Origin of the sequence: Bradyrhizobium sp. JYMT SZCCT0428 (genome assembly GCF_018131075.1) — a bacterium.
Taxonomy (GTDB): domain Bacteria; phylum Pseudomonadota; class Alphaproteobacteria; order Rhizobiales; family Xanthobacteraceae; genus Bradyrhizobium.
The window spans coordinates 118,134-139,899 of the sequence record NZ_JAFCLS010000014.1 but is presented as its reverse complement, the minus strand read 5'-3'; the positions used below and the strand labels follow the sequence as shown (position 1 = coordinate 139,899).

The window sequence follows — 21,766 nt, the reverse complement described above, 5'->3', positions numbered from 1 at the left end:
TTCACTCCGCGGCGCGCGCCAGCCGGAACGAGCCGTGATCGCCCTCGCGGCTGATCAGCAGCATCACCATGACAGAGGCGTCGCCAAGCAGCGCCCGGTGGGCCGATATCGTGCGCGTCAGATGGTTGTAGATCACGACTGCCGGGATCGCCGCCACCAGTCCCAGCGCGGTCGCCAGCAGCGCCTCCGCGATGCCGGGCGCGACCACCGCAAGATTGGTGGTGTGGGCCTCGGAAATGCCGATGAAGGCATTCATGATGCCCCACACCGTGCCGAACAGGCCGACGAACGGCGCGGTGGCGCCGATGGTCGCCAGCACGCCGGTGCCGCGCGCGATCTGCCGCGACATCGCGGCCTCGACCCGCTCCAGCCGCAGCGCGATCCGCTCCTTGAAACCGTCATCGGCGATGCCGCCGGACAGGCTGGCTTCGCGCGCCGCGGACTGCACGATCTGCGCCACCGCGTCGCCGCCGCCACGGCACTGCTTTTCGACGTCGGCGAGCACCGTATCGGCCTCGAGCAGGCCGATACGCCGTTTGGCGGTCGCGGTCTTGCGCCTGATCTCGAGCGTCTTCGCCAGCCAGATCGTCCAGGTCACCAGCGAGGCAAACGCCAATCCGACCATCACGGCTTGCACCACGATGTCGGCGTTGACGAACATGTTCCACGGCGAGAGATTGCGCGGCAGCAACGCGGTATCGGTGGCGGCAAGCGCCGCCCCCGGAAATACTGCCACGCCAGCGGCCATCAAGACCGCCGGCCTTCCCGACTTGCACACATTCTGCTGCATGGTCACCTCCCGGCTGACAACACTGCGGATGGTCAGGCCGCCTTTGCCGAAGCAAGGCTGTCCGCAAGCGACTGAAAACGCTTGAGCTGATCGCCGCGCAACGCGCGGGTCTCGTCGCGGCCGACGAACACCTTGAACATGATGCCGCCATCGACATTGATGAAGGCGACGAACGCCGACGACTTGCCCATGAAGGGCCGCTCGACAAAGGCGACCGCGTCGCAGCGTTCATGCCTGAGATGGCCGTGCAATCCCTTGTTAGATCCCTAGGGCTGCATCAGGTTGAAATAGCCGCGGCCGACCTCGCCCGCCGGGATCGCGCCGGTGAATTCGAAGATCGCATCAACGGTATGGACGATCAGCGTCACCTCGCCCCATTGCGCGATGTCCTGCATCGCGGCGGCGAAATGGCTGCCGGCACCGATGCGCACCATCGTTTCGGGCATCGCCTCGATCACCGCGCGCGGCGTGACGTTGCGCTCGCGCGCAACGTCCTCGATCACCGCGCCCGGATTGTCCGCCATATACGCCTTGAGATCGGCGCTCTGCGTGCTCGACATGCAGGCCTCCCGTCAGGCGGCGGCGCTGGTTTTGCGCTCGGACTGGATCACCTCGAAACCTTCGAACTTGGGATGGCCGAGATAGAGGCTTTCGCCGGTCTTGTTGTCGGCGCGGGCATGGGCGCGGCGAAATTCTTCCGAGCGGGTCCAGGCCTCGAACGCCGCCTTGTCGACCCAGGTCGTGTGCGACGAATACAGCGTGTGGTCGTCGGCGACCGGACCCTTGAGCAGATGGAATTCGACGAAGCCGACCATGTTGCCGAGATAGGATTCCCGCGTTGCCCACACCGTCTCGAAAGCCTGCTCCTGGCCCAGCTTCACCTGAAACCTGTTCATCGCGATAAACATGGAAATCTCCTTGGTTGTCGTCGCAGCCGATCTGGCCCGATCATATTGTAACGCAGAAATGCTCCGAGGCCGCGCTGGGACATCAGCACGGCCCGGAGCCCTAATGGTGGCAATCTCTCAAACAAGACCGCCGATTTTTCTTACTCCGATCAGGTGCCTCCGAAGTGATATTTGAGACCGCCCTTGAAGACCATTCCAGGACCCGCACTCGCCCATTTCACGTCGTTCTGCGTGTCGCCGGCACTGCCGACCGGGATGGCGTAAGGCCGGTAGTACGTGTTGAAGATATTCTCGGCAGAGAGGTTGAGGGTCAGGTCGGGCGTCGGCTTGTATTGAAGATACAGGTTGACGAGATCGTACGACGTTGCCGGCGTATAGGTCACAGGAATGTCCCTGTTAGCCTTCGCCGACGTCCACATTACGGAGACCACCAAGGTATTCTCAAGGAACCTCAAACCAGCCGTCGTCGTAAGCTTCTGCGGCGGGACGCTGTACAACCCGAAATTGGTTTGAAGATTCTTGCCTTCCTGGAGGGTGCCGGCGACCCCGAGGAACCAGAGTTGGGCGTCGTACATGGCCTCGGCCTCGAAACCATGGATCCTGGCCCTCGCAACGTTCTGGTACTGCAGAAACGGGAAGAAACTACCAAAGCCCGGAACGACGACCGGCGTTCCGAACGCAACCTGATCGATGTAGTCGGTAATATCGTTGCGGAAGAAATTGAACTTGCCGCGGATGCTGTCGCCGGCAACCCACACGTCGTTCTTCTTCAGGTTGAAGCCGATTTCCTTGGTCTTGCCGATTTCGGGCCGCAGGTTCGGATTGGGAACGAAGCAGAATGTCGAATCGGCGCCCGGACCCGGCGTGCCCGACGGACAGCGGAAGAACGAGTCTTGCGGGGTGGCGCCGGCATGCGGCCCGTTGACGAGCGTCTCGGTGATCGACGGCGCGCGGTAGCCTTCAGCATAGCTGACGTAGGGCGTCAGCACAGCCAGGGGCATCAGACCGACGGTGATCTTCGGCGACAAGCGGTCGCCGCTGGAAGATGTCGTGCCCGATTCCAGCTTGTAATTGTCGTAACGCAGCGCGCCCACCACTTCGAGCATCGAGGTGTAATTGGCCTTCCACTGCACGAAGCCGCCGGAGACCGTGCGCCTGCCGCCCGGCGTCGTCACCTCGGAGGTTCCGCGAAGACCTCGGTCGACACCTTGTCCTGGAATGCATCGAGCCCGTAGGTAACGGCGTGACGCCAATCGTAGGTCTCGAAACGCGTCGTGTTGTGCACATCGATACCGATCGTGTCGAGCAGGTATCCGCGGTTGCTGCCGATACAGCCGGAGACCGCATTTCCGGGGACTCCGCCGCAATAGGTCGATGCCGTCGTGGTCGTATGTCCCGTCTTGATCTGGTCGTTATCGGTGCGATTCCAGTAGACCTTCGCGTCCCAATCGAACCACTTGTCCTCAGGCTTCGAGTATTTCCAGCCGAGCGTGGTGGTGTAGTTCTTTACATTGGTCGCGTAGATCGACGTTCCGTTGAGGTTGTTGGTGCCGTTCGCATTGGTCGAATTGGGATCACCGGCGCGGCGCGGCGGCTGGCCCACGCTGTAGATATTCTCCTGGAAGATCGCGCCGAGCTTGACCTCGTGTCCGTCGGCCGGCCGCACCGTCAGCTTGCCGATACCGCGGTTGAGACGGTTTCCGGTGTTGGCAACCTCATAGCCGGTGCCGTCCTTGTAGTTCTCCTGCGTGCTGTAGGTGCCGCCGGCAAACACATCGACGTTCGGGTTGACGTGAACGCCACCGAAGACCGAACCCAGCGCACGGCCGTAATTGGTGCCGAGAATCGTCTTGGCATCCACGCCCCAACGCTCGCCCGGCCGCACCACGTCTTCGATGTCCTTGGTGCGGAACGAGGCCACGCCGCCGATCGCGCCGGAGCCGTAGATGTTCGCGGTCGGGCCGCGCACGATATCGATTCCGGCGATCAATTCGGGATTGAGGAAGAACGAGCCGTTCGCGAAATGGCCGGTGCGCTGATAGTTCTGCCGGGCGCCGTCGACCACCACGGCGACACGGCCGAAATCCTGCAGGCCGCGAATGTTGATCGCGGTGGACGGCTCATCGCCGCGGTTCTGCACCCAGACGCCGGGGATATTATAGAGCAGATCGCCGACCGTAGAGGCCTGACGTCCCTGGATCTGCTCCAGCGTCACGACGCTGACCGGCGCCAGCGCGTCGATCGCGCGCTCTTCGGTCTTCGATGCCGCAACAGTGATGGTGTCGAGCGCCTGCACGGGTGCGCGGCCGACCTGCGCATACGCATTCAACACCGGCGCGGAAGCCTGCTGCTCGGCTTGCGGTTTGGCGGATTTGCGCTTGGCCTGTTTTTTCCGTTCCGACGGACGATCGGTCTCCTGCGTGTCCGCGGTCTGTGCAACCGCGGCATCGCCCATCAGCAACGCAAATGACACCACCGACGCGCCCAAAAGAAGGGCGCGCGGATACCTAGCCCCGTCAGCCATAACAACCCCAACCTGTTAGCTATTTCTCGGGTCTGGCTGGCGGGCGCTGCGCGACGTGCGAGCTGCTTGCTGGCTACCACTTTTCGAACGCGGGCTCCCCGGCCCGCATTCTGTCACAATTGGTTAAGCGGTGGCGTCAGGGCGGTCAATGACCGCAGGGCACACTTTATATCTATTGTAAATTGCCGCGGTTGGATTGCGCTTGGGCCCACCTATACAAGGTTGGATCATAAGAACTTCTTTGGGGCACAACAGAATTAGATGGCCGCACCGTCCGGAGACAAACTCGGAGACGCCGCTGGGAAAGCAGGGCATCCCCCTGTTGCAGCACGATCGGTTGTCATGAGCGGCAACCGGCTCGACAGCCGCGAGTTGTTTGCAACCGAACGCGAGATCATCATTGCGCACGGCGAAGAGAATTACCGCTTGCGGCTGACGTCGCAGAACAAGCTGATCCTGACCAAGTGATGCCTGCAAGTGATCCCTGCAAGTGATACCTGAATGACAATTTCTCGCACACTCGCTCTGCTCGCCACCACTTGCGCCTTCGCCATTGGCGGCGCCGCGCTTGCGGCGGGCATCACGGTGCATGACGCGCGCAACCGCGACGTCACGATTTCGGATCCGGCGCGGATCGTTTCGATCGGCGGCGCCATCACCGAGATCCTCTACGCGCTGGGCTTTGAGGACCGGCTGGCCGGTGTCGATGCGACCAGCCTCTATCCGACGTCGGCGCTGCGCGACAAACCCAATGTCGGCTATATGCGCCAGCTCTCGGCCGAGGGCGTGCTCGGGCTCAACCCTTCGCTCGTGCTTGCCGTGCAGGGATCGGGACCGAAGGAAACCATGGATGTGCTGGAGGCGGCAAAGGTGCCGCTGGTGCTGGTGCCCGAAACATTTTCCGAACAGGGCCTGCTCGACAAGATCAAGCTGGTCGGCCACGCCATGGGCGCCGACGCGCGCGCCGAATGCCTGACCGCGGCCGTATCCGGCGACCTGGCGCAACTGCGCGCGCTGCGCGCCAAGGTGACAAACCCCGTGCGCGTGATGTTCGTGATGTCGCTGCTCAACGGCCGCGCCATGGCGGCCGGCCAGAAGACCGCGGCGAATGAAATCATCGCGCTGGCCGGCGGCGTCAACGCGATCGACAGCTATGAGGGCTACAAGATCATCAATGACGAGGCGATCGTCGCAGCCAGGCCCGACGTGGTGCTCTCGATCCAGCGCAGCAAGGATTCGCTGGAAGCCGAAGCGGTCTACGTCCACCCGGCCTTCGCGATGACGCCTGTGGTGGCGAACAAGGCTTTCATCTCGATGGAAGGCCTCTATCTGCTCGGCTTCGGCCCGCGCACCGCCGCCGCCGCGCGCGACCTCTCGGTCAAGCTCTATCCGGCGCTGGCGCCGCAGGCGGCGAGCTTCACGCCGGCCGTGCTGACGGCAAATTGCCGGCAATGACCGCCGTGGCGCCGGCCGAGGCGGACGGCGCGAAACAGCGTCGCAGCGGCCCCACGCTGCGGCCCGCCGCCACGCTGACGCTGGTCGGGTTGCTGCTGGCGCTCGCTGGTGCGGCGCTGATCGCGCTGACGATGGGTGCTGCGGGAATTCCCTTAGCACGGCTTCCGGCCGCGCTCGGCCTGTGGAGCGATGCGTCGCCGCATCCGCTGGCGGCGCGCGATCAGCTCGTGCTGTGGTCGATCCGGATTCCGCGGATCGCGGCGGCGGCGATGGTCGGCGGCCTGCTCGCCGCGTCCGGCACCATCATGCAGGGGCTGTTCCGGAATCCGCTGGCCGATCCCGCCCTCGTCGGCGTCTCCAGCGGCGGCGCGTTTGCGGCGGCCTGCGCGATCGTGTTCACCGACAGCCATCTCGGCGAAAGCCTGCGCTTCATGCAGAACCAGTTGCTGCCGCTCGCCGCCTTCTTCGGCTCGCTGGCGACCACCATCGTGCTCTACGGCATCGCCAGCCGTTCGGGACGAACCTCGATTGCGATCTTCCTGCTGGCCGGGCTGGCGATCGCCGCCATCGCCAATGCTGGCATCGGGCTTCTGGTGTTCATCGCCGACGACCGCCAGTTGCGCGACATCACCTTCTGGCTGTTGGGTTCGCTGAGCGGCGCGACCTGGCCCAAGGTCGCCACGCTGGCGCCGGTACTTCTGTTCGCCCTGATCGCCTGCCTGTGGATTGGCCGCGGGCTCGACGTGCTGGTGCTCGGCGAGGCCGAAGCGTTTCACAGCGGCGTCGACGTCGAGCGGCTGAAGCGGATTTCGATCGTGCTGGTGTCGGCGATGACCGGCGTCGCGGTGTCGATCTGCGGCGTCGTCGGATTTGTCGGCATCGTGGTGCCGCATCTGCTGCGGCTGGTGATCGGGCCGGCGCATCGGCTGCTGTTGCCGGCTTCCGTATTGCTCGGCGCGATCCTGCTGGTCGGCGCCGATACGCTGGCGCGCACCATCGTCGCGCCTGCGGAAATGCCGATCGGCATCCTGACCGCGGCGGTCGGCGCGCCGTTCTTCCTTGCCATGCTGCTGCGCCAGCGCGGGTTGGTCGGGCTATGAACCCGATCCTCGAAGCGCGGTCGGTCTCGCTGCGGATCGGTGACGCGACCCTGGTCGACGCGATCGATCTTCGCGTCGCTGCCGGCGAGATGATCGCGATCGTCGGGCCCAACGGCGCCGGCAAGTCGACGCTGCTGCGGATGCTGTCCGGCGACCTCCGCCCGACCCGCGGCCACGTTGAACTCAAAGGGCGCGACATCGACGCCTACAGACCGCGCCAATTGGCCCAGCATCGCGCCATGCTGTCGCAGCATGTCACCGTCACCTTCCCGTTCACGGTCGAAGAGATCGTCGCCATGGGCGCCGGCGACAACAGCCGCGCCGCCGCGCAAAGGCTGGTCGAGACGGCGCTGCACGAGGTCGGGCTGGAGCGCTTCAGCCACCGGCAATTGCCGACCTTGTCCGGCGGCGAACAGCAGCGCGCGCATTTTGCCCGCGTGCTGGTGCAACTCGCCTGCGGCGAGGCGCAGCACGGGCCGGGATTGCTGCTCCTGGACGAGCCGACCTCGAGCCTCGACATGCGCCACCAGATCGACCTGGTGGAAACCGCGAAGCTGCGCGCGCGCAATGGCACGGCCGTGATCGCGGTGCTGCACGACCTTAATCTCGCGATGCGTTTCGCCGACCGGATCGTGCTCTTGCACCGCGGCAGGCTGGCGATCGACGGCGGCCGCACCGACGCCATTACGGCCGAAACCATCCGCCGCATCTTCGAGGTGGACGTCACGGTCGAATATACCGACCATGGCGTGCCGTTCCTGCTGCCGCAGACCATGCGGCCGGTCGCGACCCGGTAGCCGCCCAAGGATCCGCCTAAGGATCCTCGTTCGCGCGGGCGGCGTAAGGCCGCAACTTTATCCAACGGCATCACCGGCGTTTCACAAAACTGTCAGGCGGCTGTTACACGCTCCCCGGAGAACACGGCATCGCTTTTCACAGGAGATACTAACATGCGCATGTCACTGCTCTGTTCCGTCGCCTCGGTCTTTCTGGCTACAGGTGCCGCGTTTGCGCAAGGCGAAGGCGAGTTTCCCGCCACGCTGAAGGGCCACGCCGTCCTGCCCGCGCAATCCTTTGTCGAAGCCCCCGCCGACGCGCCGGATGATCTCAAGACATCAGGCAAATATACCACCGGCCGCCGCGTGGATGCCGTCGGCAGCGTGATGGGAAAATCCTATGAGCGCCCGACCGGCGTCGCGCTACCCTTCAAGGGCCAACCGCTGCAGGGCCATTCCGGCATCAAGGTGATGGCGGACGGCTCGTTCTGGGTGCTCACCGACAATGGCATGGGCTCGCGCTACAATTCGGCTGACTCGATGCTGTACCTGAACCGGCACAAGATCGACTGGGCGACCGGCAAGATCGACCGACAGGAAACCGTCTTCCTGCATGACCCCGACAAGAAGGTGCCGTTCCGCATCGTCCACGAATCCACCGCCAAGCGCTACCTCACCGGCGCCGACTTCGACACCGAAGGTTTTCAGATCATCGGCGACACTTTCTGGATCGGCGATGAATTCGGTCCCTACATCCTGAAAGCCGACAAGACCGGAAAAGTGCTCGCCGTGTTCGACACCACCGCCGACGGCAAGCCGGTACGTTCGCCCGATCATTGGTCGGTGCAGTCGCCGGGCGCGCCCGGCGCCAGCTACACCACCGTCAACCTGCGCCGCTCCAAGGGCTATGAAGGCTTTGGCGGATCGAAGGACGGCAAGTTCCTCTACGGCCTGCTGGAAGGCCCGCTGTGGGATGTCGAGAAAAAGGATTGGGAGAAGGTCGACGGCAAGGAAGCCGCGCGGATCCTCGAATTCGACGTCGCGGCGGAGAAATTCACCGGACGCTACTGGCACTATGTGTTCGAGGCCAACGGCCACGCGATCGGCGACTTCAACATGATCGACGCCTCCTCCGGCCTGATCATCGAGCGCGACAATGGCGAAGGCACCGCGGACAAGGCCTGCCCGCAAGGCACCCGCGGCGAAAACTGCTTCCCGGATCTGGCCAAATTCAAGCGCGTCTACAAGGTCGAGCTTAGCGATGCGAACGTGGGCAAGCCGGTGCGCAAGATCGCCTATATCGACCTGATGAAGATCAAGGATCCCGAGAAGAAGGCAAAGAAGCCGCTCAATGACGGCGTGCTGACGTTCCCGTTCTTCACCATCGAGAACGTCGACCGCGTCGACGACACCCACATCATCGTCGGCAACGACAACAATCTGCCGTTCTCATCGAGCCGCGATCCGAACAAGGCCGACGACAACGAGTTCGTGCTGCTGGAAGTGGGTGAGTTTTTGAAGGCGAAGTGAAGGCCTCCATCCTATCGGCCGTCATTGCGAGGAGCGAAGCGACGAAGCAATCCATCTATCCCCGCGCAGGGAGATGGATTGCTTCGCTTCGCTCGCAATGACGGTGGGTATCTAACTGCACTCGCGCGGTTACTCGTTCCTTGTCCGATAATCCCCAAACGTCGCGTCGCGCTGGTCGAGCTGTGATTTCACGCTTCCACCGTCGCGGCGAAATGTCGACATGTAATTGCGGGAAGCTTCCGTCGTGAACGCCAGCGCCTGGATTTCGGTGCCGGCGCGCATCGCGGCGCGGGCGCCCATGATCTCCATCGCGCGATGCACCGAGCGCTTGTTGAGCTGCTGCAATTCGACCGGCACTTTGGCGGCGCGCTCGGCGAAATCCAGCGTGCGCGCATCCAGCTCTTCGAGCGGAAATGACCGCGTCGCGAACCCCCACTCGGCGGCCTCGCGGCCGGACATCGCATCGCCGGTCAACATCAGCTCCATGGCGCGGCGCATGCCGACCAGCCAGGGGTGATACTGCATGTCGGGCGGGCTCATCAGCCGCACCGGCGGATAGCCGATTTGCGCATCGTCGGCGACGTAGACGATATCGCAGGCGGTCGCGAGTTCCGTGCCGCCGGCAAGGCAATAGCCGTGCACCTGCGCCACCACGGGCTTTGCGAGATCCCAAATCCCGAACCAGCCCTCGACGACGTGCCGCGACCATTGGCCCGGGCCTGCGGCCGAGTGATAGGGCTGGTCGACGCGATTATCGGCGGAGAGATCATACCCTGCGGAAAAACAGGGACCAGCGCCGCGAACAATCGAGATCGAGATATCAGGATCGCGATCGGCCTGCTCCAGCACCTCGAACACTTCCGCCCGCAGACGGTTGTTCAGCGCGTTGCGCTTCTCCGGGCGATTGAGCGTGACGCGCCGGACCCGCGGCCGGGGATCATCGACGAGAATGTGTTCGTAGGGCATTGGTGGCTTCTCCCTGTTCGCGGACCTGTTCGGCGGTCGTCGGCGGTGATGCCGGTATCAGAGAGGAAGTCTGTAGTGACAGCAAGGCCGCGGGATGCAGACCACCACCCCGCGGCTATTGCTCACCTCCGTCATGCCCGGCCTTGTTCCGGGCATCCACGTCTTGCTTATTTTCTCACCAGGAAAGACGTGGATGGCCGGAACAAGCCGGCCATGACGAGCTAACCCGCCGGAATCATCACCACGCCCTTGTCCTTGGGCCAGCGCACGCGCCAGGCAAAGCCGATATCGCGGACTTCGCCGGGCTTGGCTTCGAACGCCCATTCCAGCACGCCGCGCTTGTCGCGCAGGTTGGTCGTGGTCGGCGGCGTCGAGGACGACAGCATTTCGACCTGGATGTCCTCGTTCTCGCTGACCGGCAGTTGATCCTCGATCGCGACCTTGATCGGGAAGTCGTGGCCGTTGCGGATGGTGGTCTTGAACGAGCGTTCGTCGGTCTTCGACGTCGTCACGATCAGGCCGGCCGAACCCTCGTTGCGTTTCACCACGGTGCGTTCGATCTTGATCTTGTCGTCGGCGCCGAAGCCGAGCCGCACGGTTTCGTCCTTGCCGGCGGCGGCCATCTGGCCGCGGCCGACGAACACGCCGTCGCGATAGATCGAGACCCGGCCGGGCAGCAATGGCGCGTCCTCGGTCTGCTTGAAGCTCGCTTCGAGGAATGCGGTCGGGTCCAGCACCGGCACGGCGCGGACCGCAAGATCGGGCGCGATAATCGCAGAGGAGACGCGCAAGCTTTTGGCGCCCTCGCTGGCGCCGAGGCTGACGCGGCCGGGAATCTTGAAGGTGACCTGGAAGCCGTCGACTTCAGCCGTGGCCTGTTGCTCAAGGGCGGTGCTCGGTATCAACGCCTCAACCGTCCTGGGCGCCGCCGCCGGGGCCGCGCGCGCCAATGGTTTGGCGGCATCCATGCCACCGCTGATGGAGGCTGAAGCCCGCGGCGGCGGCGGATATTGCACGATCAGCGAATTCAGATCCGGCGCCTTGCCGCCGCGCGCGGTGCGCACGGTGGAAACCGCGAGCGCGACATTCGACCAGTCCTCGCCGGTGTTCTGGGTGATTTCGGCGCGGCGCACCAGTTCGAGCGCGGGCTTGCGGTCCTTGGCGCCGGTGTCGAGACGGGCATCATAGAGCGGCGTCCAGCGCGCGTTACGCACCGCATAGGTCACCCGCAGCGTGGCCTTGGTCGCGGCCGCGGCGGCGAGCTCGATCCGGACCTCGAGCTTGCTCGGCGGCTTCTGCGCGCGGTCGGCTTCCAGCCGCGCAATCTCACGGTCGAGCTCGCGCTGCTTGCGTTCGGCATCGCGGATCGCGCTGTCGGCAGTGGCGACTTCCTCGGCCACGGCCGCAAAAGCCGCGCGCCATTCGGCAATCGGGCGCGCCTCGCCCTTGTCGCCGATCCCGGCCGGCGAGGCATCGGCAAAGCGCTCGGCGAATTTGCGTCGCGCCGCGGCTGAATTGATGGCGCCCTGCAGATCGGCGCGCTGGTCCTTCAACGCCTCGATGCGCTTGTCGAGTTCGGGCAGATTGACCGGCGGCGCCGCGCGCGGCGGCCTGGCGTCGATGGCGCCAATGGTGAGTTTTGCGCCCGCCTCGCCCTCAACCCGCAGCGAGGACGGATCCAGCGTCAGCGGAAAATCCTTCAGCACAGCCGAGTGGTCGCCGGCCGGAAGATCGAGGGTGATGACCCGGGTGATGCTGGCGCCGTCGGGATAGACGGTGACGGCATCGACAGCCGAAATGGCAGGAACATCGGCCGCCCGCCCCGGTGCTGCGGCCAACGCCGCAACCACGACGAGGCTGGTCGTCACAAGATACTTGGCTAGAAACTGCATTGGTTTCCCTCTCCTAAAGGCCGCCTGCTGAACGGCGAAGCGAAACAATCCCACCCCCCCTGGTGATGAGACGTTGCGAGAGAGGAACTGGTTCGATTGGGGTTTCCGTGAGGCTTATGCGAGGCCGCACCGCGGCGGAAGGCAACGGAGGACGCCAACGGCCGCGGAATATGGGCACAATGTCGTCCCGGCCTTGAGCCGGGACGACGAGAAGTGAAACGCGTCTTTAAAACACCAGCGCCTTGGCCTGCTTGACCTGCGGCAACGCCTGCACCTTGGCGAGCACGTCGGCCGGAATTTCACCGTCGATTTCCACCAGCGCGATCGCGTCACCGCCCTGCTTGACGCGGCCGAGATGGAAGGTCGCGATGTTGATCTTGGCGTCGCCGAGCAGGCCGGCAAAGCTGCCGATGAAGCCGGGCTTGTCCTCATTGGTGACGTAGATCATCGACTTGCCGAACTCGGCATCGACGCGGATGCCCTTGATGTCGACCAGCCGCGGCTTGCCGTCGTGATAGACGGTACCCGACACCGAGCGCTCCTGGCGTTCGGTGACGACGGTGACGGTGATCAGGCTTTCGTAATCGCTCTGCGCCGCGCGCACGATCTCGTCGACCACCATGCCGCGCTCCTTGGCAACGACAGGCGCCGAGACCACGTTGACGTCGCCCAGCATCGGCCGCAGCAGGCCGGACAGCACCGCCGAGGTGATCGCCTTGATCTTCATTTCGGCGACATGGCCCTCATAGGTGATCTGCACCTTGAGGATGCCGCTCTCGGTGAGCTGGCCCGCGAACGAGCCGAGCTTCTCGGCCAGTTCAATGAACGGCTTCAGCTTCGGCGCCTCTTCGGCGGTGATCGAGGGGAAATTGACCGCGTTGGAGATCGCGCCGGTCAAAAGATAATCCGACATCTGCTCGGCGACCTGCAGGGCGACGTTCTCCTGCGCTTCGGTGGTGGAGGCGCCGAGATGCGGCGTGCAGATCACGTTGGGATGGCCGAACAGCACGTTCGAGGTAGCGGGCTCCTCGATGAAGACGTCGAAGGCGGCGCCTGCGACATGCTTGGAATTCAGGGCATCGACCAGCGCCTGCTCGTCGACCAGGCCGCCGCGGGCGCAGTTGATGATGCGCACACCCTTCTTCATCCTGGCGATGGCCGCGGCATCGATGATGTTTTTTGTCTTCTCGGTCAGCGGCGTATGCAGCGTGATGAAATCGGCACGCTTCAAGAGATCGTCGAGCTCGACCTTCTCGACGCCGATGTCCTTGGCGCGCTCCGGCGACAGGAACGGATCGAAGGCGATCACCTTCATGCGCAGGCCGAGCGCGCGGTCGGCGACGATCGCGCCGATATTGCCGCAGCCGACCACGCCGAGCGTCTTGGCCGTGATCTCGACACCCATGAAGCGGTTCTTCTCCCACTTGCCGGCCTGCGTCGAGGCGTCGGCCTGCGGAATCTCGCGTGCCAGCGCCAGCATCAGGGTAATCGCATGTTCGGCGGTCGTGATCGAATTGCCGAACGGCGTGTTCATCACGATGATGCCCTTGGCGGTCGCGGCGGGAATCTCGACATTGTCGACGCCGATGCCGGCGCGGCCGATCACTTTCAGCTTCTTGGCCTTCTCGATGATTTTCGCGGTCGCCTTGGTTGCGGAGCGGATCGCTAGCCCGTCATAATTGCCGATGATCTCGGCGAGCTTGTCCTTGTCCTTGCCGAGATTGGGCTGGAAGTCGACATCGATGCCGCGGTCCTTGAAGATCTGCACGGCGGCCGGGGAGAGAGCGTCGGAGATGAGGACTTTGGGTTTGGACATTTGATGTTCCTTTGGGAAATCGATCGTCGTCCCGGCCGAAGCGCCGCTTGGCGCGTAGAGCCGGGACCCATACTCCGTGCTGTGGTTATGGGTCCCGGCTCGCGCTTCGCTTGGCCGGGACGACGGCTAACTGGAGAGTTAAGCAGCCTTCGGCAACGCGGCCTTGGTCTCGGCGAACGCCCAGTCGATCCATTGCGTCAGCAGCGCGACGTCGGAGGCTTCCACGGTGGCGCCGCACCAGATCCGCAGGCCCGCCGGCGCGTCGCGGTAATAGGCGAAGTCGTAACCGGCGCCTTCCTTCTCCACCAGCGCGACCAGCTTCTTGGAGAAGTCGGCCTGCGCGTCCGCCGTCAGCGAGGTGATCGCGGGATCGACGAATTTCAGGCACACCGAGGTGTTGGAGCGGATCGCCGCATCCTTGGCCAGGAAATCGATCCACGGCGTCCTGGCCTTCCAGTCGGCAATCGCCTTGGTGTTGGCGTCGGCGCGCGCGATCAGCGCCTTGAGGCCGCCGATCGATTTCGCCCAGTTCAGCGCATCGAGATAATCCTCGACGCACAGCATCGACGGCGTGTTGATGGTCTCGCCTTCGAAGATGCCTTCGTTGAGCTTGCCGCCCTTGGTCAGGCGGAAGATTTTCGGCAGCGGCCACGCCGGCTTGTAGGTCTCCAGCCGTTCCACGGCGCGCGGCGAGAGGATCAGCATGCCATGCGCGGCCTCGCCGCCCAGCGCCTTCTGCCAGGAGAACGTCACCACATCGAGCTTTGCGAAATCGAGCGGCTGCGCGAAAGCGGCAGACGTTGCGTCGCAGATCGTGAGGCCTTCGCGGTCAGCCTTGATCCAGTCGGCATTGGGCACGCGCACGCCCGAGGTGGTGCCGTTCCAGGTGAAGACGATGTCGGAGGCGGGATCGGCCTTGGAAAGATCGGGGATTTCACCATAGCCGGCGTGCAGCTTGGTAACGTCCTTGAGCTTCAGTTCCTTGACGATATCGCTGACCCAGCCTTCGCCGAAGGATTCCCAGGCGATGGTGGTGACGGGGCGCGCGCCGAGCAGCGACCACAGCGCCATTTCGACCGCGCCGGTATCGGACGCCGGCACGATGCCGATCTTGTAACCGGCTGGCACTTCAAGCACTTCGCGCGTCAATTCGATCGCGAGCTTGAGCTTGGCCTTGCCGACCTTCGCGCGATGCGAACGGCCGAGCGCGGCTTCCTTGAGATTTGCGGGATTCCAGCCGGGGCGCTTGGCACAGGGGCCGGAGGAGAAATGCGGCACATTTGGCCGCGAAGCGGGCTTCGCTACGGTCATATTCTATCCTTCCAGATAGCAAGCCTCCCGTTGGGGGGAGGTGTCCCGCGGCGGTCATTAGGGGAATCGCGCCCGATCGTCAAGGAACTTCGGGCGCTTCCGATATCACAGGTGATTGAAGCATCGACAGCTGTGGATGAGACCGGCTGCTGCTCCAGCAGTCCAGCCGCATCGTTGATGAGCCTGGCGGCCATTCGCCGGCTCGAGGTTTTCAGAACGCTCTTTTCGCCGGCCTGCACGACATATTCATTGCCGATCCGAACGATCGAATAATCCTTCATCGAAAAATCCCCCAGAGTTGCCCACGGCCCCATGGGAGACGCTGACATAGCGGAGACGTTCCTCTCCGTAAAATCACGGAGATCGAGGTAGTTTATCGCCTGTTAATGGGATTGCAGAGTCACGACTGCTCCAGGCAATTGCCTGCGCCGCGACCCAACTTTGCACAAAAATAAAGCTCAGAATCTCAAGGTCATGCCGACATGGCTGCGCGCGAATCCAAGCCGTTCATAAAACCGTTGCGCATCGACGCGCGTATGATGCGTCAGCAGTTCCACCAGCTTGCAGCCGTTGGCTCGCGCTTCTGAAACCGCCCATTGCACCAACTGCTCGCCAATGCCCCGGCTGCGGCAATGGCTGGCGACGCGGACATCCTCGAGTAAGCCGCGCGCGGCGCCCTGCGAACTCAGGCCGGGCAGGATGCACAGCTGCAGGCAGCCGACGACAGCGCCCTCGCCGTCCTCGGCGACCACGAGATGGATGTTCCGGTCGCCCGCGACGCGATCGAACGCGTCGAAATAGGCTTGCGGCAGCGGATCTTCGAGCCGTTCGCGCGGGCCACCGAGCGGATCGTCGGCCAGCATGACGACGATGTGACCGACATCGTCACGGCGCGCGCGACGGATGGTGACTTGCGAAACGGTGGCCATGGAGCTTTCCGGTGAATTCAGCGCGCCGGCGGAAGGCCGAGCGATTTTTCGGTCTCGCCGATCCAGCGGCGCACGGCGGCATAGCCGTCGAGATGGAAACCGCCTTCATGCGCCAGCCTTGTATAGGCCAGCAGCGAAACGTCGGCGAGCGAGACGGCGTCGCCGACCAGGAACGGCGTGATGGCGAGCTGATGCTCCATGCGCGCCAGCGCCGCATAGCCGCGCTTGACCTTGTCGGGGTCGAGATCGGAGGCAGATTTCCCGAGATAGAACATCTGGAAACGGCAGACCGCGATATAGGGCTCGTGGCTGTATTGTTCCCAGAACAGCCATTCGTCCATCTTCGCGGCGGCGAACGGATCCGCTGGAATGAGATCGCTGCCGCGGGCGAGATAGCGGATGATGGCGTTGGACTGCGCCAGCGTGCGGCCGTCGTCGAATTCGACCGCCGGCACCTGGCCGGCATAATTGAGCTTGAGGAACTCGGTGGTGCGGGTTTGGCTCTTGAGCGTGTCGATCGCAACCCAGCTATAGGGCAGCGCGAGTTTGTCGCACACCCACTTCACCTTCAGGCAGTTGCCGGAATTGGTATCGCCGTAGATTTTCATGCGCCGCCGCCCTCGTTATGGCGACAGTGCAACAGCCCGCGGCAAATCTGTCAACGGTATCAGGATCGACGCCGGACCAGGCCAAGTCTTGAGGCCAAGCCTGAGGCCAGGTCTGAGCCTGTAGCCCATCAGAACTTGTAGCCCAGGCCCGCGCGCACCGTGTTGACGGTGGTATCGACACTGGAGGTGAACCGGAGATATTCCCACTCGGCGCGCAGGAACAGACCCGCATACAGCATCATGTCGATGCCGAGACCGCCGGCAAATCCTGTGATGAACTTGGAGTTGGCGTTGTCTGTCAGGAAACCGGCTGCAGAGTAATTGGGAAGTCCGTTCGTGCCGACATAGAGATAATCAATGTTGGCATCGGCCCTGCGATTGATATTCGCCTGCCCCATCGCAACGCCGACAAATCCATATGGCAGAAAGCTGTCGATGGCGTATCCGCCACGTACCCGCAACGAGCCGTAATCGGTGATCTTCATCGAGGCGCTCGAGGACACGCGCGCCGTCGATATGTAATCGGTGGGGTATTGGAACGAGCGACCCTGGGAACCACTGTTGGAACCGAAGAAGTTGCCGTGGGTATAGTTCAGCTCGATACCGATGAGGGCTTCGCTCCACTGAAAATTATAACCGACGAACCCGCCGTAACCGCTGCTCTGCATGTGGGACTTGCCGAGCAGAGGCCACTGCGAGATGTTGAACTGCGATTCCAGATCGAGATTGTTGAGGAGCTTGGCGAGCAGGTCCTGGCCGGAATTGGTGAAGTCCATGTCCGCCGCACCGTGCGAGACGTGGCCGCCAACATAGACGCCCGACCAGTTGATGCTGGTTCTGCTCAACCCGTCGGTGAAACTGCCGCGTAGAATCGGCAAGTCCGGCATATCGGCCGCCTGCGCGCCAGCCGCCGCGCCACACATCACCGCCACCAGCAAAAAACGACGCATCGCAGTACTCCATCGACCAACTCTAACTTGCTTTGATCATCGCTCGTTAACCCTAACCAATCGTTATCGCAGGCTCCGATGCGACGTGATCTTGCGCGAAAAAGCCAAACCCGTCGCGTGCCTGCGGCAGGCGCCAGCTGCGGGCCCGCCAGAAGCAAAAACGGCGCGGGAAGATCCCGCGCCGTTCTCAATCCTTAACGGATGGCAGTCGCAATTAACCTTTGCGCATCAGCGGCGCCGGCGCATAGACCTGCGGGCTTTCCAGGTTCCAGCGCACGCCGAGCTTGAGGTCATGCGAGGTGATGTTCTTGAACGTCGTCGGGTTGTTGACGGTGTTGACGCCATCGAAGCGGCGGAGATCGCCGGTCAGACCGTCGCCCATGTCGAGATAGCGATAGGCCAGTTCGACCGTGAAGTTCGGCGTGACCTTGTAAGCGACACCGGCGTGGGCCGCCCAGGCAAAATTCCACTTCGCGGTGGTGTCGCCGAAGGCTACGCCACCGGTCGGCGTATTGGTGTCGGTGAAGTTGGCGATCTGGACGCGCGCGCCACCGACACCAGCACCGATGAACGGGGTCACGCACCACCAGGTGCCGAGATCGACATAGGCGTTGCCGAGAACGACCCATTCCGACTTGGTAGCATTATAAGTGTCGACGCCGTATGCGGGGCCTGCATACGTCAGGTGATCGGTTCCGAAGAATTGCGAATTGCCGCGATACTCACCGGTGATGTCGGCGCGGAACCAGTTGTTGACCTTGTAGCCGACGCCGAGGCCGAAGATGCCCGCGGCGCCGAAGCTGTTTTTCTGAACTGACGTCGGCGAGCCGACGGTGTCCAGCACGTTGTTCAGACGCTCGACCCGCTGGTTGCTGAAGCCGATATCGCCGCGCAGATACCAGCCACCGAAGTCTTCGACCACCGGGGGCGGCGCATACTGGGGCGGGGGCGCGATGGCCATGTCCGCGGCGAAGGCCACCGACGACAACAGGGATGCCGCTCCGGCGGCAAGAAGAGACTTAACGCTACGCATTGGCTTCGTCCTTTTGTCCGGTGAGGCGCTGCGGAGGCCCCACATCAAAAACTCACGGGCGGACGATGCCAGCAAATGCTTAAGCGGCGCTTAACCCTAATTTTTAAGGTTGATAATCCGTTGCGCATGATCCGCCGAAGTGCGCCGCGGTTCGGCGATAAGATCATGCGCCACTTATATTTTTTGAGCGCGATCGAACGAAAAACCGGAATCCAGTTTTCTGATGGCGCTCGCATGTTTTTCGCGCGGGCGTTTATGCAGCATGCAACCTGATGCATTTGCAGCACCGAAAATGGCGAAACCGCCATACATCCTAACGATGTGTTGACGGAAATGACACGGATGCTGACCTACCCGATTGCTTGCCCGCGCCGTTTGCAAACGCTTCGTTAACGCGCGAGCTTCGGCATCTTCGGCAGGAACACGGCGAGCAGGCCGAGCGCCGGCAGGAAGGCGCAGAGCTGATAGACAAAGGCGATGCCGGTGTGATCGGCAAGCTTGCCGAGCACCGCCGCCCCGAGCCCGCCGATGCCGAAGGCGACGCCGAAGAACACGCCGGAAATCATTCCAAAGCGATGCGGCATCAGCTCCTGCGCGAACACGATGATCGATGACGTCGCCGAGGAAAGGATCAAGCCGATGATGATTGTCAGCACCGCGCTGCCAAACAGTCCGGCGTAAGGCAGGGCCAGCGTGAACGGCAGGGCGCCGAGGATAGAGAACCAGAGGACGTATTTGCGGCCATAGCGGTCGCCGAGCGGCCCGCCGAAGAACGCGCCCGCGGCATTGGCGGCGAGAAAGATGAAGAGATAGAGCTGGGCCGCCTGGGTCGAGACGCCAAACTTGTCGATCAGATAGAAGATGTAATAGCTCGACAGGCTCGACACATAGAGCTGTTTTGAAAACAGCAGCGCGACCAGTACCACGAGCGCGATCTTGACGCGGCGCGCGTCCGGCGCATCCGGATGCCGTTCGACCACGGCGGACTTCTTCGTCGTGATCTGCGGCCGGTACCAGACGCCGATCCGCCACAGGATCACGATCGCCAGAAACGCGATCGAGGAAAACCAGGCGATGCTGGGCTGGCCGAACGGCACCACGATCAACGCCGCCAGCACCGGCCCCATCGAGGTGCCGAAACTGCCGCCCAATTGAAACACCGATTGCGCAAAGCCATAGCGCCCGCCCGAGGCCAGCCGCGCGATCCGCGCCGATTCCGGATGGAACACGGCCGATCCCAATCCGACCAGCGAGGCTGCGATCAGAATGATCGCGTATTGATGCGCGACGCTCAGCAGCAGCAGGCCGAAGAACGTGAACCCCATGCCGAGCGCGAGCGAGAACGGCTGCGCCTTCTTGTCGGTGAAGTGTCCGACCAGCGGCTGCAGCAGCGACGCGGTGAACTGGAACGCCAGCGTGATCAGGCCGATCTGCGCATAGTCCAGCGCGTAATTGTCCTTCAGGATCGGATAGACCGACGCAATCAGGGACTGCATGGTGTCGTTGAGAAAGTGCGAGAAGCTGATCCCGGCCAGCACGATATAGGCCGGCCCCGCGGCGGCCGCCTTGGCGGCGAGCGCCGGCGACACGTCGGGCACCACCACGGGCGCGGTGAGCGCTTCCTCGGAGACGGTGACGGGCTTGTTCAAGGGCGCGATTCCCGAATATCGACTTGCAATAATGCCCGTTCCTACGCCGCGCGCGGTGCTGCGACCAGCATCAATAGCTAATAGCTGCGATGCGTTGAGGACACTGGCAGGCACTTCTTCCCTTCTCCCCTTGTGGGTGGGAGAAGGAAGAAACGCCGCATGAGAGAGCTCGCCTACGCCGCGGCGGCGTGGCCGAGGGCGGTGACGATGTGGTCGACCACTTCCTCGACCAGGATGCGATCGTCGCCCTCGCCCATCACGCGGATCACGGGCTCGGTGCCGGACGAGCGGACCAAGAGGCGGCCGCAGCCGTTGAGGCGTTTCTCGCCATCGACGATCGCGGATTTGACCTCGGCGTCGTCGAGCGGCTTGCCGCTGCGATAGCGTACGTTCTTCAGGATCTGCGGCAGCGGATCGAATTTGTGGCAGACCTCCGACACCGGACGGCGCAGCTTCTGCACCACGGCCAGCACCTGCAGCGCCGCGACGAAACCATCGCCTGTCGTCGCATAGTCGGACAGGATGATGTGGCCCGACGGCTCGCCGCCGAGATTGTAGCCCTGCTTGAGCATCTGCTCGAGCACATAGCGGTCGCCGACCGGCGTGCGCACCATCTCCAGCCCGATGCCTTCGAGGAAACGCTCCAGCCCGAGATTGGACATCACGGTGGCGACGATGCCGGGCTTGGCGAGACGGCCGTCTTCCTTCCAGCTCTGCGCGATCACCGCGAGCAGCTGGTCGCCGTCGACCACATGGCCCCGCTCGTCGACCAGGATCACGCGATCGGCGTCGCCGTCGAGCGCGATGCCGATGTCGGCGCGCATTTCCCGCACTTTCCGACTCAATGCCTCCGGCGAGGTCGAGCCGCATTCCTTGTTGATGTTGAAGCCATCAGGATCGACGCCCATGGCGACGACGTCGGCACCGAGTTCCCACAGCGCTTCCGGCACCACCTTGTAGGCCGCGCCGTTGGCGCAATCGATCACGACGCGCAGGCCGTCGAGCGAGAGTTCGCGCGGCAGCGTCCGCTTGGCGAATTCGATGTAGCGGTCATGGACGCCGTCGATGCGGCGGGCACGGCCGAGGCTGGCGCTCTGCGCCAGACGCCGGTCGATCGGCTCGTCGAGCAATTGCTCGATCTGCTTCTCGACGTCGTCGGACAATTTGAAACCCTGCGGGCCGAACAGCTTGATGCCGTTGTCCTCGAACAGATTATGCGAGGCCGATATCATCACGCCAAGATCGGCGCGCATCGACTTGGTCAGCATCGCGACCGCCGGCGTCGGCATCGGGCCGAGCAGCAGCACATCCATGCCGACAGAGGTAAAGCCCGCGACCATGGCGTATTCGATCATGTAGCCGGACAGCCGCGTGTCCTTGCCGATGACGACGCGATGGCGGTGATCGCCGCGCTGAAACACCAGGCCGGCCGCCTGCCCCACCTTGAGTGCGAGCTCCGGCGTGATCAGACCATTGGCACGGCCCCGAATTCCGTCGGTACCGAAATATTTGCGGCTCATATAACCCCC

Annotated in this window: 18 protein-coding genes and 2 pseudogenes; 5 read left to right on the top strand and 15 right to left on the bottom strand. The window is 63.4% G+C overall.

All coding sequences use genetic code 11. The features are described from left to right. Position 1 precedes the first annotated feature (1 nt). The 4 genes and pseudogenes from exbB to JQ575_RS16675 form a co-directional block, all read right to left on the bottom strand. Positions 2-748 carry a tonB-system energizer ExbB gene (exbB, locus tag JQ575_RS16690; protein ID WP_249166693.1) on the bottom strand — a complete coding sequence of 249 codons (747 nt, stop codon included), beginning with the start codon at positions 746-748 and terminating at the stop codon, positions 2-4. A gap of 74 nt (positions 749-822) precedes the next feature. Next, a pseudogene (gene hutX / locus JQ575_RS16685) lies at positions 823-1,350 on the bottom strand (heme utilization cystosolic carrier protein HutX). 12 nt (positions 1,351-1,362) lie between these two features. Next, positions 1,363-1,698: an antibiotic biosynthesis monooxygenase gene (locus JQ575_RS16680; RefSeq protein ID WP_212034315.1), complete on the bottom strand. Its 336-nt coding sequence runs from the start codon at positions 1,696-1,698 to the stop codon at positions 1,363-1,365. 149 nt (positions 1,699-1,847) lie between these two features. Continuing rightward, positions 1,848-4,222, bottom strand: a pseudogene (locus JQ575_RS16675) (TonB-dependent hemoglobin/transferrin/lactoferrin family receptor). Positions 4,223-4,483: 261 nt separating this feature from the next. Here JQ575_RS16675 and JQ575_RS44635 point away from each other — a divergent pair. From JQ575_RS44635 to JQ575_RS16650, 5 genes are all read left to right on the top strand, one after another. Continuing rightward, positions 4,484-4,690, top strand: a complete 207-nt coding sequence (locus JQ575_RS44635) for a hemin uptake protein HemP (protein WP_249166685.1) — start codon at positions 4,484-4,486, stop codon at positions 4,688-4,690. 33 nt (positions 4,691-4,723) lie between these two features. Beyond that, positions 4,724-5,677: a hemin ABC transporter substrate-binding protein gene (locus JQ575_RS16665; RefSeq protein ID WP_212034313.1), complete on the top strand. Its 954-nt coding sequence runs from the start codon at positions 4,724-4,726 to the stop codon at positions 5,675-5,677. Next, positions 5,674-6,777, top strand: a complete 1,104-nt coding sequence (locus JQ575_RS16660) for an iron ABC transporter permease (RefSeq protein ID WP_212034312.1) — start codon at positions 5,674-5,676, stop codon at positions 6,775-6,777. The genes JQ575_RS16665 and JQ575_RS16660 overlap by 4 nt, the downstream gene beginning before the upstream one ends. Next, on the top strand, positions 6,774-7,574 hold the full coding sequence (locus JQ575_RS16655) for a heme ABC transporter ATP-binding protein (protein WP_212034311.1): 801 nt from the start codon (positions 6,774-6,776) through the stop codon (positions 7,572-7,574). The genes JQ575_RS16660 and JQ575_RS16655 overlap by 4 nt, the downstream gene beginning before the upstream one ends. 153 nt (positions 7,575-7,727) lie before the next feature. Beyond that, positions 7,728-9,083, top strand: a complete 1,356-nt coding sequence (locus tag JQ575_RS16650; RefSeq protein ID WP_212034310.1) for an esterase-like activity of phytase family protein — start codon at positions 7,728-7,730, stop codon at positions 9,081-9,083. A gap of 129 nt (positions 9,084-9,212) precedes the next feature. Here JQ575_RS16650 and JQ575_RS16645 read toward each other — a convergent pair whose 3' ends face one another. The 11 genes from JQ575_RS16645 to glmM form a co-directional block, all read right to left on the bottom strand. After that, the gene (locus tag JQ575_RS16645; protein WP_212034309.1) at positions 9,213-10,049 is read right to left on the bottom strand and encodes an enoyl-CoA hydratase-related protein; all 837 of its coding nucleotides are present in this window, start codon (positions 10,047-10,049) and stop codon (positions 9,213-9,215) included. A 221-nt stretch (positions 10,050-10,270) separates the two neighbouring features. Next, the gene (locus JQ575_RS16640) at positions 10,271-11,941 is read right to left on the bottom strand and encodes a mucoidy inhibitor MuiA family protein (protein WP_212034308.1); all 1,671 of its coding nucleotides are present in this window, start codon (positions 11,939-11,941) and stop codon (positions 10,271-10,273) included. Positions 11,942-12,167: 226 nt separating this feature from the next. Further along, positions 12,168-13,757, bottom strand: coding sequence for a phosphoglycerate dehydrogenase (gene serA / locus JQ575_RS16635; RefSeq protein WP_212034307.1), 1,590 nt, complete (start codon positions 13,755-13,757; stop codon positions 12,168-12,170). 138 nt (positions 13,758-13,895) lie between these two features. Continuing rightward, complete coding sequence (locus JQ575_RS16630; RefSeq protein WP_212034306.1) at positions 13,896-15,068, bottom strand: phosphoserine transaminase; 1,173 nt, start codon at positions 15,066-15,068, stop codon at positions 13,896-13,898. Continuing rightward, positions 15,065-15,349: a hypothetical protein gene (locus JQ575_RS16625; protein WP_212034381.1), complete on the bottom strand. Its 285-nt coding sequence runs from the start codon at positions 15,347-15,349 to the stop codon at positions 15,065-15,067. Before JQ575_RS16625 ends, JQ575_RS16630 begins: the two co-directional genes overlap by 4 nt. A gap of 177 nt (positions 15,350-15,526) precedes the next feature. Further along, on the bottom strand, positions 15,527-15,997 hold the full coding sequence (locus JQ575_RS16620; RefSeq protein WP_212034305.1) for a GNAT family N-acetyltransferase: 471 nt from the start codon (positions 15,995-15,997) through the stop codon (positions 15,527-15,529). Between the two features lie 17 nt (positions 15,998-16,014). After that, positions 16,015-16,605, bottom strand: a complete 591-nt coding sequence (locus JQ575_RS16615; RefSeq protein ID WP_212034304.1) for a glutathione S-transferase family protein — start codon at positions 16,603-16,605, stop codon at positions 16,015-16,017. Between the two features lie 128 nt (positions 16,606-16,733). Next, the gene (locus JQ575_RS16610; RefSeq protein ID WP_212034303.1) at positions 16,734-17,555 is read right to left on the bottom strand and encodes an outer membrane protein; all 822 of its coding nucleotides are present in this window, start codon (positions 17,553-17,555) and stop codon (positions 16,734-16,736) included. Positions 17,556-17,769: 214 nt separating this feature from the next. After that, positions 17,770-18,588, bottom strand: a complete 819-nt coding sequence (locus JQ575_RS16605; RefSeq protein ID WP_212034302.1) for an outer membrane protein — start codon at positions 18,586-18,588, stop codon at positions 17,770-17,772. 389 nt (positions 18,589-18,977) lie between these two features. Further along, on the bottom strand, positions 18,978-20,237 hold the full coding sequence (locus tag JQ575_RS16600; protein ID WP_212034301.1) for an MFS transporter: 1,260 nt from the start codon (positions 20,235-20,237) through the stop codon (positions 18,978-18,980). Between the two features lie 173 nt (positions 20,238-20,410). Next, positions 20,411-21,757: a phosphoglucosamine mutase gene (gene glmM, locus JQ575_RS16595; RefSeq protein ID WP_211998557.1), complete on the bottom strand. Its 1,347-nt coding sequence runs from the start codon at positions 21,755-21,757 to the stop codon at positions 20,411-20,413. Positions 21,758-21,766 lie beyond the last annotated feature (9 nt).